The organism is Staphylococcus lutrae, assembly GCF_002101335.1.
Lineage (GTDB): Bacteria > Bacillota > Bacilli > Staphylococcales > Staphylococcaceae > Staphylococcus > Staphylococcus lutrae.
Genome location: NZ_CP020773.1, coordinates 1117547 through 1133934 on the forward strand (window position 1 = coordinate 1117547; position 16388 = coordinate 1133934).

Sequence of the window (16388 nt, forward strand, 5' to 3'; positions counted from 1 at the left end):
GCACTATTCAAAACATTTGCTGATTGTGATGTGCTCGTAGAACTTGCTTTTGCTTCGCTCTCTGAATTCGACATACTCGCCGATTGCGATTCACTCTTCGCTAACGACTCACTCTTAACTGTTGAAGATGATTTCGATGCTGATTGCGAAGTACTCGCAGAGTTTGCTTTCGCTTTACTCTCTGAGTTCGACACGCTTGTCGATTGTGATTCACTGTTCGATACCGAAGCGCTCTTAACTGTTGAAGATGATTTCGATGCTGATTGTGATGTGCTCATAGAGCTTGCTTTTGCTTCACTCTCTGAGTTCGACACGCTTGTCGATTGTGATTCACTGTTCGATACCGAAGCGCTCTTAACTGTTGATAACGATTTGCTGTTCGACACTGATTGCGATGTGCTCGCTGAGCTTGCTTTTGCTTCACTCTCTGAGTTCGACACGATTGTTGATTGTGATCCACTGCTCAACGCTGATGCACTGCTTGATGTAGATGCACTATTCGATACTGTTTGTGATGTACTCGCAGAGTTTGCTTTTGCTTCACCTTCTGAATTCGACATACTTGCCGATTGCGATTCACTCTTAGCGATTGATGTCGAGTTCGATACTGATTGTGATGTGCTCGCAGAGTTTACTTTCGTTTTACTCTCTGAGTTCGACACGCTTGTTGATTGTGATTCACTGTTCGACACGGACTCACTCTTAACTGTTGAAGATGATTTCGTTACTGATTGTGAAGCACTCACAGAGTTTGCTTTCGCTTCACTTTCTGAGTTCGATACGCTTGTCGATTGTGATTCACTGTTCGATACTGAAGCGCTCTTAACTGTTGATAACGATTTGCTGTTCGACACTGATTGCGATGTGCTCGCTGAGCTTGCTTTTGCTTCACTCTCTGAGTTCGACATGCTTGTTGATTGTGATCCACTGCTCAACGCTGATGCACTGCTTGATGTAGATGCACTATTCGTTACTGTTTGTGATGTACTCGCAGAGTTTACTTTCGCTTCACTTTCTGAGTTCGACACGCTTGTCGATTGTGATTCGCTGCTCGACATGGACTCACTCTTAGCTGTTGATGCTGAGTTCGATGCTGCTTGTGATGTGCTCATAGAGCTTGCTTTTGCTTCGCTCTCTGAGTTCGACACGCTTGTCGATTGTGATTCACTGCTCGATACGGACTCGCTATTCACAATTGACGCCGATGTACTGCTTGATACAGATCCGCTATTCGTTACTGATTGTGAAATACTCACAGAATTTGCTTTCGCTTTACTCTCTGAATTCGACACGCTTGTCGATTGTGATTCACTGCTCGATACGGACTCGCTCTTAGATATTGAATCTGACTTCGATGTAGATCCACTATTTGCTACTGATTGTGAAGTATTCGCAGAATTTGCTTTCGCTTCACTTTCTGAGTTCGATACGCTTGTCGATTGTGATTCACTGTTCGATACCGAAGCGCTCTTAACTGTTGATAACGATTTGCTGTTCGACACTGATTGCGATGTGCTCGCTGAGCTTGCTTTTGCTTCACTCTCTGAGTTCGACACGCTTGTTGATTGTGATCCACTGCTCAACGCTGATGCACTGCTTGATGTAGATGCACTATTCGTTACTGTTTGTGATGTACTCGCAGAGTTTGCTTTTGCTTCACCTTCTGAATTCGACATACTTGCCGATTGCGATTCACTCTTAGCGATTGATGTCGAGTTCGATACTGATTGTGATGTGCTCGCAGAGTTTACTTTCGTTTTACTCTCTGAGTTCGACACGCTTGTTGATTGTGATTCACTGTTCGACACGGACTCACTCTTAACTGTTGAAGATGATTTCGTTACTGATTGTGAAGCACTCACAGAGTTTGCTTTCGCTTCTCTTTCTGAGTTCGATACGCTTGTCGATTGTGATTCACTGTTCGATACTGAAGCGCTCTTAACTGTTGATAACGATTTGCTGTTCGACACTGATTGCGATGTGCTCGCTGAGCTTGCTTTTGCTTCACTCTCTGAGTTCGACATGCTTGTTGATTGTGATCCACTGCTCAACGCTGATGCACTGCTTGATGTAGATGCACTATTCGTTACTGTTTGTGATGTGCTCGCAGAGTTTACTTTCGTTTTACTCTCTGAGTTCGACACGCTTGTTGATTGTGATTCACTGTTCGACACGGACTCACTCTTAACTGTTGAAGATGATTTCGTTACTGATTGTGAAGCACTCACAGAGTTTGCTTTCGCTTCTCTTTCTGAGTTCGATACGCTTGTCGATTGTGATTCACTGTTCGATACTGAAGCGCTCTTAACTGTTGATAACGATTTGCTGTTCGACACTGATTGCGATGTGCTCGCTGAGCTTGCTTTTGCTTCACTCTCTGAGTTCGACACGCTTGTTGATTGTGATCCACTGCTCAACGCTGATGCACTGCTTGATGTAGATGCACTATTCGTTACTGTTTGTGATGTACTCGCAGAGTTTGCTTTTGCTTCACCTTCTGAATTCGACATACTTGCCGATTGCGATTCACTCTTAGCGATTGATGTCGAGTTCGATACTGATTGTGATGTGCTCGCAGAGTTTACTTTCGTTTTACTCTCTGAGTTCGACACGATTGTTGATTGTGATTCACTGTTCGACACGGACTCACTCTTAACTGTTGAAGATGATTTCGTTACTGATTGTGAAGCACTCACAGAGTTTGCTTTCGCTTCTCTTTCTGAGTTCGATACGCTTGTCGATTGTGATTCACTGTTCGATACTGAAGCGCTCTTAACTATTGATAACGATTTGCTGTTCGACACTGATTGCGATGTGCTCGCTGAGCTTGCTTTTGCTTCACTCTCTGAATTCGACATACTTGCCGATTGCGATTCACTCTTCGCTAACGACTCACTCTTAACTGTTGAAGATGATTTCGATGCTGATTGCGAAGTACTCGCAGAGTTTGCTTTCGCTTTACTCTCTGAGTTCGACACGCTTGTCGATTGTGATTCACTGTTCGATACCGAAGCGCTCTTAACTGTTGATAACGATTTGCTGTTCGACACTGATTGCGATGTGCTCGCTGAGCTTGCTTTTGCTTCACTCTCTGAGTTCGACATGCTTGTTGATTGTGATCCACTGCTCAACGCTGATGCACTGCTTGATGTAGATGCACTATTCGTTACTGTTTGTGATGTACTCGCAGAGTTTACTTTCGTTTTACTCTCTGAGTTCGACACGCTTGTCGATTGTGATTCGCTGCTCGACATGGACTCACTCTTAGCTGTTGATGCTGAGTTCGATGCTGATTCACTGCTTGATGCAAATGCGCTATTCGTTACTGATTGTGAAGCACTTACAAAATTTGCTTTCGCTTCACTTTCTGAGTTCGATACACTTGTTGATTGTGATTCACTGCTCGACACGGACTCACTCTTAACTGTTGATACCGAATTCGATGCTGATTGTGATGTGCTCGTAGAGCTTGCTTTTGCTTCGCTCTCTGAATTCGACATACTTGCCGATTGCGATTCACTCTTAGATATTGAATCTGACTTCGATGTAGATCCGCTGTTCGATAAGGACATACTATTAGCTATCGATGTCGAATTTGATACTGACGCACTTGTCGTACTTCCTGTTGCTGTTTGTGAACTACTCGTTGAGTTCGATTTAGTTTTACTCTCTGAGTTCGACATGCTTGTTGATTGTGATTCGCTGCTCGACATGGACTCACTCTTAGCTGTTGATGTTGAGTTCGATGCTGATTTACTGCTTGTTGCAGATGCGCTATTCGTTACTGATTGTGAAGTATTCACAGAATTTGCTTTCGCTTCACTCTCTGAATTCGACACGCTTGTCGATTGTGATTCACTGTTCGATACCGAAGCACTCTTAACTATTGATAACGATTTGCTGTTCGACACTGATTGCGATGTGCTCGCTGAGCTTGCTTTTGCTTCACTCTCTGAGTTCGACATGCTTGTTGATTGTGATCCACTGCTCAACGCTGATGCACTGCTTGATGTAGATGCACTATTCGTTACTGTTTGTGATGTACTCGCAGAGTTTACTTTCGTTTTACTCTCTGAGTTCGACACGCTTGTCGATTGTGATTCACTGTTCGATACCGAAGCGCTCTTAACTGTTGATAACGATTTGCTGTTCGACACTGATTGCGATGTGCTCGTAGAACTTGCTTTTGCTTCGCTCTCTGAATTCGACATACTTGCCGATTGCGATTCACTCTTCGCTAACGACTCACTCTTAACTGTTGAAGATGATTTCGATGCTGATTGCGAAGTACTCGCAGAGTTTGCTTTCGCTTTACTCTCTGAGTTCGACACGCTTGTCGATTGTGATTCACTGCTCGACACGGACTCACTCTTAACTGTTGAAGATGATTTCGATGCTGATTGTGATGTGCTCATAGAGCTTGCTTTTGCTTCGCTCTCTGAATTCGACACGCTTGTCGATTGTGATTCACTGCTCGATACGGACTCGCTCTTAGATATTGAATCTGACTTCGATGTAGATCCACTATTTGCTACTGATTGTGAAGTATTCGCAGAATTTGCTTTCGCTTCACTTTCTGAGTTCGATACGCTTGTCGATTGTGATTCACTGTTCGATACCGAAGCGCTCTTAACTGTTGATAACGATTTGCTGTTCGACACTGATTGCGATGTGCTCGCTGAGCTTGCTTTTGCTTCACTCTCTGAATTCGACATACTTGCCGATTGTGATTCACTCTTAGATATTGAATCTGACTTCGATGTAGATCCGCTATTCGTTACTGATTGTGAAGCACTCACAGAGTTTGCTTTCGCTTCACTTTCTGAGTTCGATAGGCTTGTCGATTGTGATTCACTGTTCGATACCGAAGCGCTCTTAACTGTTGATAACGATTTGCTGTTCGACACTGATTGCGATGTGCTCGCTGAGCTTGCTTTTGCTTCACTCTCTGAGTTCGACATGCTTGTTGATTGTGATTCACTGCTCGACACAGACTCACTCTTAACTGTTGAAGATGATTTCGATGCTGATTGTGATGTGCTCGCTGAGCTTACTTTTGCTTCACTCTCTGAATTCGACATACTTGCCGATTGCGATTCACTCTTAGCTATCGACTCTCTCTTAGCGATTGATGTCGAGTTCGATACTGATTGCGATGTGCTCGCAGAGTTTGCTTTCGCTTTACTCTCTGAGTTCGACACGCTTGTCGATTGTGATTCACTGTTCGATACCGAAGCGCTCTTAACTGTTGAAGATGATTTCGATGCTGATTGTGATGTGCTCGTAGAGCTTGCTTTTGCTTCACTCTCAGAGTTCGACACGCTTGTCGATTGTGATTCACTGCTCGATACAGACTCGCTCTTAGCTGTTGATGCTGATTTCAATGCTGATTGTGATGTACTCGCAGAATTTGCTTTCGCTTCACTTTCTGAGTTCGATACGCTTGTCGATTGTGATTCACTGTTCGATACCGAAGCGCTCTTAACTGTTGATAACGATTTGCTGTTCGACACTGATTGTGATGTGCTCGTAGAGCTTACTTTTGCTTCACTCTCTGAATTCAACATACTTGCCGATTGCGATTCACTCTTAGCTATCGACTCTCTCTTAGCGATTGATGTCGAGTTCGATACTGATTGCGATGTGCTCGCAGAGTTTGCTTTCGCTTTACTCTCTGAGTTCGACACGCTTGTCGATTGCGATTCGCTCTTCGCTGTCGATGCGCTTCTCGATGCCGATTCACTCTTCGCTATCGATGCGCTTCGCGATGCCGATTCACTCTTCACTGCCGACACACTTCGAGACGCTGATTCGCTCTTAGCTGTCGATGCACTTCTCGATGCCGATTCGCTCTTCACTGTCGATGCACTTCTCGATGCCGACTCACTCTTCACTGCCGATGCGCTTCTCGATGCCGATTCACTCTTCGCTGTTGACGCGCTTCTCGATGACGATTCGCTCTTAGCTACCGATGCACTTCTCGATGCCGATTCGCTCTTCACTGCCGACGTGCTTCTCGATTGCGATGCACTCTTCACTGTCGATGCGCTTCTTGATGCTGACTCACTCTTCGCTATCGACGCGCTTCTTGATGCTGACTCACTCTTAGCTGTTGACGCACTTCTCGATGCCGATTCACTCTTAGCTATCGATGCGCTTCTCGATGCCGATTCACTCTTCACTGCCGACACACTTCGAGACGCTGATTCACTCTTCACTGCCGATGCGCTTCTTGATGCTGACTCACTCTTCGCTATCGACGCGCTTCTTGATGCTGACTCACTCTTAGCTGTTGACGCACTTCTCGATGCCGATTCACTCTTAGCTATCGATGCGCTTCGCGATGCCGATTCACTCTTCACTGCCGACACACTTCGAGACGCTGATTCACTCTTCATCGTCGATGCGCTTCGCGATGCTGATTCACTCTTCACTGCCGATGCGCTTCTTGATGCTGATTCACTCTTCACTGCCGATGCGCTTCTTGATGCTGATTCGCTCTTCGCTGTTGACGCGCTTCGCGATTGCGATGCACTCTTCACCAACGATGCACTTCTCGATGCCGATTCGCTCTTCACTGCCGATGCGCTTCTCGATGCCGATTCACTCTTAGCTACCGACGCGCTTCTCGATGCCGACTCACTCTTAGCTACCGACGCGCTTCTCGATGACGATTCGCTCTTCACTGTTGACGCACTTCTTGATGCTGATTCGCTCTTCGCTGTCGACGTGCTTCTCGATGCTGATTCACTCTTCACTGCCGATGCGCTTCTTGATGCTGATTCACTCTTCACTGCCGATGCGCTTCTCGATGCCGATTCGCTCTTCGCTACCGACGCGCTTCTCGATGCCGATTCACTCTTAGCTACCGACGCGCTTCTCGATGCCGACTCACTCTTAGCTACCGACGCGCTTCGCGATTGCGATGCACTCTTCACCAACGATGCACTTCTCGATGCCGACTCGCTCTTCGCTGTCGATGCGCTCTTCGCTAACGACGCGCTTCTTGATGCTGATGCACTATTCACCAACGATGTGCTTCTCGATTGCGATTCACTCTTCGCTGTCGATGCGCTTCGCGATGCTGATTCACTCTTAGCTAACGATGCACTTCGGGATACCGATTCGCTCTTCGCTGTTGACGCACTTCGCGATGCCGACTCACTCTTCACTGTCGATGCGCTTCTTGAGGCTGACTCACTCTTCGCTGCTGACGCGCTTCGCGATTGCGATGCACTCTTCACCAACGATGCGCTTCGCGATGCCGATTCACTCTTCACTACCGATGCACTTCGGGATACTGATTCACTCTTCACTGTCGATGCACTTCGGGATGCCGATTCGCTCTTCGCTGTTGACGCGCTTCTCGATGCCGATTCACTCTTCACTGCCGACACACTTCGCGATGCCGATTCACTCTTAGCTGTCGATGCGCTTCGCGATGCTGATTCACTCTTCACTACCGATGCACTTCGTGATACTGATTCGCTCTTCACTGTAGATGCACTTCGCGATGCTGACTCACTCTTCGCTGTCGACGCACTTCGCGATGCTGACTCACTCTTCGCCAACGATGCGCTTCGCGATGCCGATTCACTCTTCGCTGTCGATGCGCTTCTCGATGCCGATTCGCTCTTCACTGTTGACGCACTTTGGGACGCTGACTCACTTTTCGCTGTCGATACACTTCGCGATGCTGATTCGCTCTTCACTGTTGACGCACTTCTTGATGCCGATTCACTCTTCGCTGTCGACGTGCTTCGAGATGCCGATTCGCTCTTCGCTACCGATGCGCTTCTCGATGCTGATTCGCTCTTCGCTGTTGACGCGCTTCGCGATTGCGATGCACTCTTCACTGTTGACGCACTTCGGGACGCTGACTCACTCTTAGCTGTCGATACACTTCGAGACGCTGACTCACTTTTCGCTGTCGATACACTTCGCGATGCTGACTCATTCTTCGCCAACGATGCGCTTCTCGATGCCGATTCACTCTTCGCTGTCGATGCGCTTCTCGATGCCGATTCGCTCTTCACTGTTGACGCACTTCGGGACGCTGACTCACTTTTCGCTGTCGATACACTTCGCGATGCTGACTCACTCTTCGCCAACGATGCGCTTCTCGATGCCGATTCACTCTTCGCTGTCGATGCGCTTCTCGATGCCGATTCGCTCTTCACTGTTGACGCACTTCGGGACGCTGACTCACTTTTCGCTGTCGATACACTTCGCGATGCTGATTCGCTCTTCACTGTTGACGCACTTCTCGATACCGATTCGCTCTTCACTGTTGACGCACTTCTTGATGCCGATTCACTCTTCGCTGTCGACGTGCTTCGAGATGCCGATTCGCTCTTCGCTAACGATGCGCTTCTCGATGCCGATTCGCTCTTCACTGTTGACGCACTTCTTGATGCCGATGTACTCTTCACTGCCGACGTGCTTCGAGATGCTGACTCACTCTTCACTGCCGATGCGCTTCTCGATTGCGATTCACTCTTCGCTGTTGACGCGCTTCGCGATACCGATTCGCTCTTCACTGTTGACGCACTTCGGGACGCTGACTCACTTTTCGCTGTCGATACACTTCGAGATGCTGATTCACTCTTCGCTGTTGACGCGCTTCTCGATGCCGATGTACTCTTCACTGCCGATACGCTTCTCGATGCTGACTCACTCTTCGCTGTTGACGCGCTTCGCGATGCTGATTCGCTCTTCGCTAACGATGCGCTTCGCGATGCCGATTCGCTCTTCGCTAACGACGCGCTTCTCGATGCCGATTCACTCTTCACTGCCGATGTACTCTTCACTGCCGATGTGCTTCGCGATGCTGATTCGCTCTTCACTGTCGATGCGCTTCTCGATGCCGATTCACTCTTCACTGTCGATGCGCTTCTCGATGCCGACTCACTCTTCGCTGTTGACGCACTTCGCGATGCCGATGTACTCTTCACTGCCGACGTGCTTCGCGATGCCGATTCACTCTTCACTGTCGATGCACTTCGTGATGCCGACTCACTCTTAGCTACCGACGTACTTCGAGATTGCGATGCACTCTTCACTGTCGATGCACTTCGGGATACCGATTCGCTCTTCGCTAACGACGCGCTTCTTGATGCTGATTCACTCTTCACCAACGATGTGCTTCGAGATTGCGATGCACTCTTCGCTGTCGATGCGCTTCGCGATGCTGATTCACTCTTAGCTAACGATGCACTTCGGGATACCGATTCGCTCTTCGCTGTCGATGCGCTTCTTGATGCCGACTCACTCTTAGCTACCGACGTACTTCGAGATTGCGATGCACTCTTCACTGTCGATGCACTTCGGGACGCTGATTCGCTCTTCGCTAACGACGCGCTTCTTGATGCTGATTCACTCTTCACCAACGATGTGCTTCGAGATTGCGATGCACTCTTCGCTGTCGATGCGCTTCGCGATGCTGATTCACTCTTAGCTAACGATGCACTTCGGGATACCGATTCGCTCTTCGCTGTCGATGCGCTTCTTGAGGCTGACTCACTCTTAGCTACCGACGTACTTCGAGATTGCGATGCACTCTTCACTGTCGATGCACTTCGGGACGCTGATTCGCTCTTCGCTAACGACGCGCTTCTTGATGCTGATTCACTCTTCACCAACGATGTGCTTCGAGATTGCGATGCACTCTTCGCTGTCGATGCGCTTCGCGATGCTGATTCACTCTTAGCTAACGATGCACTTCGGGATACCGATTCGCTCTTCGCTGTCGATGCGCTTCTTGAGGCTGACTCACTCTTCGCTGCTGACGCACTTCGCGATGCCGATGTACTCTTCACTGCCGATGCACTTCGCGATGCCGATGTACTCTTTACTGCCGACGTGCTTCGAGATTGCGATGTGCTCTTCACTGCCGATGCACTTCGCGATTGTGATGCACTCTTCACTGTTGACGCACTTCTCGATGCCGATGTACTCTTCGCTGTCGATGTACTCTTCACTGCCGACGTGCTTCGAGATTGCGATGCACTCTTCACTGTCGATGCACTTCGCGATGCCGATGTACTCTTCGCTGCTGACGCACTTCGCGATGCCGATGTACTCTTCACTGCCGATGCACTTCGCGATGCTGACTCACTCTTCGCTGTCGACGCGCTTCGTGATAGTAATTCACTCTTCGACGTGGATGCGCTTCGGGATACCGATTCACTTTTCAATGTTGATGCAGACTTTGACTTTGAAAGTTTCGTAGATTTCGCAATGGAATTTTGTCTAGCAACTCGTGACTTGCTTTTAGAATTAGAAATCGATCCTAAAAGTTTAGCCGAATCTTTTGCAGATTTGTTTACAGAATCAGCTGAAGATTTCGCAATTGAATAAGAACGCGAACCCATTTCTTGCTTTGAATTCACTGCTGACGTACTTCGAGAAGCAGATTTACTTTTATCCACTGATGTGCTTCGTGATACTGATTCGCTTGCCATTCTTGCTGAATTCGATCTGACAATTGACTGACTTTTTAATCGTGATCGTGCAGCTACAATCGATTGATTTCTAGAATCGTTTCTAGAATCAGTTTCTGATAGTTCCGCGGAACGAGACATCGACAATCTTCTACTATCACTTCTACTATTATTGAGGCTATTTGCTATTGGTTGATAAGGATCTTCCCCTGAAACCCATGTCTTATTAAAGTAATCCCATTTTCTTATACCACCAAACGCATACTGACGTGCAACTGGTCGAAAACTCCAATGTAAGTCAGCATCTGGATTTACAATTGGTACTGTAATTTCTGTTGTCATCCCGTAACCCTTTGGCCCCTGGTCCGCATTCAGGAAATTACCATCCCAATAATATCCTTGTGACGATCCGCCTTTAAGATATTTAATGTCGGGTGCATTGACAAAATCACCGTATCCTGGCGCAGTTAAACCTTGTTTAATCGAAGTTGGTTGACCATAACCTTGTCCTAAACGAAGTTGTATTTTTGATGCCTCTGTATTTTCCAAATCCCACGCATTGTGAATATTTCTAATTCTCGCACCGATCCACCTTGGAGTTTCCACATTAGAGGTATTTGGATTATCTTGAGAGATCGTATAGCGGATGACTAAATTTTTACCATCGCTTGTTGCTGTGATTTTATAGTAAATCTCTAGCTCTCCTCTTTCCCAACGTCCTTTTCCAGTGTATGTTTTTGATGCACTTGACGTAGCGGCTGCCCTAAATACCGCTTCTCCCACTTCGGTCATATCCGTGACTGAGGCAACGACTGTATTCGACTGTTGTCCTTTTGATACAGAAGCTGACTCACTTGCAGAGACCTGCATTGCTTGAGATGAATGAGATGGCTGACTTGAAGTTAGGTTTTTCTGATTAATAGATGTAGAAGTTTCTGTCTTACTTGCTGACGTTTCTGTATCTTTTTGCGATGAAGTATTACTTTTTTCTTCTACTAATGAAGATGATTGACTTTCGGTGCTATGTTGCTGTTGTGATTCTACCGAAGTCGTAACGGAATGACTGAGGGATTCCGATGTTGAAGCACTTTCACTTGCTTCATTGAATTTTTCACTTTCAGATGTACTATCAACATCCATCGATTCAGCATGTTTATTAGATGTAGAAACAATACTGTCGATAACAACTGATGTTTGATCACCGACTGTTTGGCTTTTCGTAGCCAATTCAGAAGTAATTGGTGCATCTGATGCGGCAAAGGCATGCTGGTCATGTAACATGTTCACCGTGAACAAGCCTCCCGTAATGGCGGTCGTTCGGAGCGCATGTTCTTTGATTTTTTCTCCTATTGCGGTACCTTCACCACTTTCTTCTTTCACAAAACTTCGACTTAAAAAGGGAAAGCCAATCGCATTTAAGAGTTGAATCTCTTTAATCCCTGCTTTCACCCAATTTTTGCCCGATTTGTAAAGTTTCACCCTTGCTTTTTCTTGCCCAAAACTTTTTCTAAACTCTTTAAACTTTTTTGTCATTGCAAAACTCCCATTAAATAATTTCATAAAACTAAACTTTTCATCGCAGCCTATATAGGATAATAAATCTTTTTTATGATTTACGCAATAAAATAATTACATAAACATTATAAGAAATATAACCTAATTCATCATTGGTATTTACTATTTATAACAACAGTTTTAATTTTATTTAATGGAAATTTGTTTTTAACAATTAAGAAACTGTTAAAGCTAAAAAGGAATGGAAATATGGGGTGTTTTCAATGCTTCTTTCTAAAAATGATGGTTTATTTAAGAATTTATTATAATAACCTTTATATATAGAATAGCCTTTTTACTCACGATAACATTTCAATTAAATTCAAAAAAATTAAATAAATCCAGGGTATTACAAGTCGGAATCAGAGCATCTTTAGTGACTTGCATCAAAAGTGAGATGTTTTGTTCGTCCATGCGTGCAGCATTTTTGTTCATTATTCACATGATATGACATTCAACAATACAAATTTCTACTGTGACAAATATTACAATTTAAAATAGATAATAAAAATCATTGATTCATCACTTTAAAACACTGTATTATTAAAATGTAGAATTAATGAGGTGCCTCAAATCAAAACGGCCTAACCTATCAATTTTTTTAACTTTATCAAAGAAATTCATTTCCGTAATATATATAAATGTATTATAATATACGGAGGCTTATTTTAAGTTTTGTGACATCCTTACTATTGATTCGGGAAATTCAACCAGTTTCCCACTATATAAAAACGAAAGGTGATTATGTATGCCAACTCAATCAGATTCAAAAGACATCATTATTATCGGTGCCGGTGTACTGAGTACGACTTTCGCCTCAATGATTAAAGATTTAGAACCAGAATGGAATCTTAAATTATATGAGCGCTTAGATCGTCCAGGTGTCGAAAGTTCAAACGAGCGTCATAACGCAGGTACAGGTCATGCTGCGCTTTGTGAATTGAACTATACAGTCAAACAGCCTGACGGTTCAATCGACATTGAAAAAGCAAAAGAGATTAACGAGGAGTTCGAAATTTCAAAACAATTTTGGAGTTATCTTGTTAAAAGTAAAAACATCGATACACCTAAAGATTTCATCCATCCGCTTCCACACATCAGCTTCGTACGCGGAAAAAATAACGTACAGTTCTTAAAAGATCGTTATAACAAAATGAAAGCTTTCCCAATGTTTGATAACATTGAATACACTGAAGACATTGAAGTGATGAGAAAGTGGATGCCATTGATGATGCAAGGTCGCAGTGCAAGTGACATCATGGCTGCAAGTAAAATTGACGAAGGTACTGACGTTAACTTTGGAGAATTAACACGTAAAATGGCGAAAAGCATTGAGAAACATAAAAATGCTGAAGTGCACTACAATCACGAAGTTAAGGATTTCAACCGTCGCTTAGATGGGAAATGGGAAGTTACAATCGTCAACCGTAACACGGGCGATCGACAAGTTCAACTCGCTGATTATATCTTCATCGGTGCTGGTGGTGGTGCAATTCCATTGTTACAAAAAACAGGTATCCCTGAAAGTAAACATTTAGGTGGATTCCCAATTACAGGTCAATTCTTGATGTGTACGAATCCAGCAGTCATTGAAGAACATGGTGTAAAAGTATACGGTAAAGAGCCACCTGGCACACCACCAATGACAGTGCCTCACTTAGACACACGTTATATTAATGGTAAAAAATCATTATTATTCGGACCATTTGCAAGTATTGGACCTAAGTTCTTGAAAAACGGTTCAAACTTAGATTTATTCAAATCAGTGAAACCTTATAACATTACGACTTTACTTGCAGCTGCAGTGAAAAACTTACCATTAATTAAATACTCAATTGACCAAATCTTGATGACAAAAGAAGGTTGTATGAATCACTTACGTACTTTCTACCCAGAAGCAAAAGATCAAGATTGGGAATTATACACTGCCGGTAAACGTGTACAAGTCATTAAAGATACTGAAGCATATGGTAAAGGGTTTATCCAATTCGGTACAGAAGTTGTGAACTCTGAAGACCATACAGTCATTGCTTTACTTGGTGAATCACCAGGGGCTTCAACATCTGTTTCTGTCGCTTTAGAGGTATTAGAAAGAAACTTCTCAGAATATGAAGAAGCTTGGAAACCAAAATTACAAAAAATGATTCCATCTTATGGTCAATCATTAATTGAAGATGTAGACTTAATGAGAAAAACACGTCAACAAACTTCAAAAGACTTAGAGTTAAATTATTACGAGTAAAGGAGTTGCTAGCATGAAAAGATTAGTAATCGTTGCAACTATACTCACTGCAGCATTTGTTGCTTTAAAACGTTATCAACAACATGTGAACAAAGCACCAAACATCGAATATTAAGAGACTTTGATATTCGTTAACAACCTTTCTAAAAGACGTTCAAAGTAAGTTCTCTCACTTTGAACGTCTTTTTTAGATGCATAATCAAATTGGGAAAGTGACATGACATCATATCATCTCACTTTTCTTTTTAACAGCATACTTGATTTCATCATTATACGTATTGTTCTTTACGTACGAGGTCGTCTACTAAATCACGATAAAAACGTGATAACTCTCCCGCATTACGATGCCAATCTAATGTATCTTGTCCCGTAAAATCAGTGTGATCCCAATCCTTCATTACAGGGGTCACTTGCCATATCCCTTTTACAGGTGGTGAATCAAACGCGACGTTAACAAAAGGTTCATCATCGGGGTGAAGTGACGAAATAACTGAGACAAGACCGTCATTTTCACGCCATGCTGGGTCTTCAGTTGCACCAATCCAATCCCCTGTGAACACATGTGCAATATTCATATAAGCGTCCGCCATTTGCGTACCAAAGACGGTTTCATTCGTCGCTGAACCTGTATATGTTTTATAAAAAATATTCGGGTTCATATCTGTACGTTCATTTAATTTTTTGGCACCTTCACGTGTCAAATCGTATAGCGCTGTATCTTTTGATTGGAACAGCGGGCTTTGACTTGCACGTCGCGCATATTGTAGATACGTCTCACCTTCACGTTGCTCCAATCCCCATTGTTTTAAGCCATAATTTAATTTAGAATTTTTGCGTCCTGCGAAGATACTGAATTCATAAATCATGCGTTTAATAAATTCACCATTCCCTAACTCATCCGAGGCAACAGTCCCATCATGAGGTGTCGCAATCGTTGTTATCGAATCAATAAGATGATCTTGTCCTCCTAAGAATAACGGACTTATCGTGCCCCCATGCGCGCGTTGATAAGCAATTTCATCTGGATCCCCTTTGCGCAACAAGTCCTCTAACATACGAATCGTCTGGCCTCCCATACTGTGTCCGACTAGATGAATGGCTTGACCCGGTTGCCAATTAGGTAAAATCCCTTCATATGTTTTACCATAACGCTCGTGACCATACTTTTCGGCATGAGCTTGACCATAATCGACCCTTCCGCCTTTAATATAGTGGTAAAGTTCAATAGCGCGATCCCAGTTACTACCAAATGCACTGATACTTGCTTCAAATACGTTATAGCCGGCTGCTCTTAAATCATCAATAATTTTTAATTTTTTACCACCCCAATAATTGGAGTTTGCAGGTCCATTCTCCCCAACTAATCCTGCAAAACCATGTACAAAGATAATGGGGTCTCTGTTTTTATACTGTGCTTGCTGTGTTGATTTTGGTGCTTTTACTGCGGGTTTTGTTTGAGGGGCTTTGACTTGTGGTGCTTTTTGAGTTGTTGTTTCACTTGCGTTTTGCTGATGTTCTGGCTGAGGCGCAGGCTGTTGTGGTACTTTATCCTCTGTTTTTTCCTTGTTCTCTTGCTGATGATCTTTATTCACCGAATCATCTGTATCCGGTTTCGGTTGTTCTTCCGATTGTTTTTTCACTGCATCGTCTGTATCAGGTTGTGGCGGTTGCTCTGCTTGTTTTTTCACCGCATCATCTGTATCAAGTTGTGGTGGTTGCTCTGCTTGTTTTTTCACTGAATAGTCCGGGTCGACTTGCGGCTGCTGCGGTTGCTCTGCTTGATTCACTTCTTGCGTTTTCGGTGTATCTAAACTGCTCGTCTTGCTATCTTGTTGCTGTTCATTTAACTTTAAAATCGCTTCATTTGCTTTAAGTGGTACGTTAGAAGGTGTGACGTTTGGCGCTGCCTCTTCTTTTTGGACTTGTTGCGTCGGTTGTACTTCAGCGGCTTGAACATCATGACTAATAAAACTAATCACTCCAACGGAAATGGCGATTGAGGAAACACCCATTGACAATTTTCTCAATGCATAAGTACGACGTTTTTGATGATTCAAGGTCAAACCCCTCCTTAATTAAATATGAATACATATTATTAATATAACCTTTTTATTTTTGTTTTTTTCTTTTTTGCCTAATTCAATTATTTC

4 protein-coding genes and 1 pseudogene are annotated in these 16388 nt (G+C 44.2%); 3 read left to right on the forward strand and 2 right to left on the reverse strand.

The annotated features are described in order from the left end of the window. Positions 1 to 30: 30 nt before the first annotated feature. A complete protein-coding gene (locus B5P37_RS12255; protein WP_085237237.1) occupies positions 31 to 10359 on the forward strand; it encodes a hypothetical protein in 10329 nt (3442 codons plus the stop codon). Between the two features lie 1535 nt (positions 10360 to 11894). Here B5P37_RS12255 and B5P37_RS12340 read toward each other — a convergent pair. Then, positions 11895 to 12002: pseudogene (locus tag B5P37_RS12340) on the reverse strand (KxYKxGKxW signal peptide domain-containing protein); the annotation flags it as partial. A gap of 742 nt (positions 12003 to 12744) precedes the next feature. Here B5P37_RS12340 and lqo point away from each other — a divergent pair. Further along, positions 12745 to 14238: an L-lactate dehydrogenase (quinone) gene (lqo, locus tag B5P37_RS05220; RefSeq protein WP_085237238.1), complete on the forward strand. Its 1494-nt coding sequence runs from the start codon at positions 12745 to 12747 to the stop codon at positions 14236 to 14238. 13 nt (positions 14239 to 14251) lie between these two features. Beyond that, positions 14252 to 14353, forward strand: coding sequence for an SE2200 family small protein (locus tag B5P37_RS05225; protein ID WP_085237239.1), 102 nt, complete (start codon positions 14252 to 14254; stop codon positions 14351 to 14353). A gap of 154 nt (positions 14354 to 14507) precedes the next feature. Here B5P37_RS05225 and lip read toward each other — a convergent pair whose 3' ends face one another. Then, entirely contained in the window at positions 14508 to 16295 is a 1788-nt protein-coding gene (gene lip / locus B5P37_RS05230; protein WP_240622387.1) for a YSIRK-targeted triacylglycerol lipase, read from the reverse strand. Between the last annotated feature and the right edge of the window lie 93 nt (positions 16296 to 16388).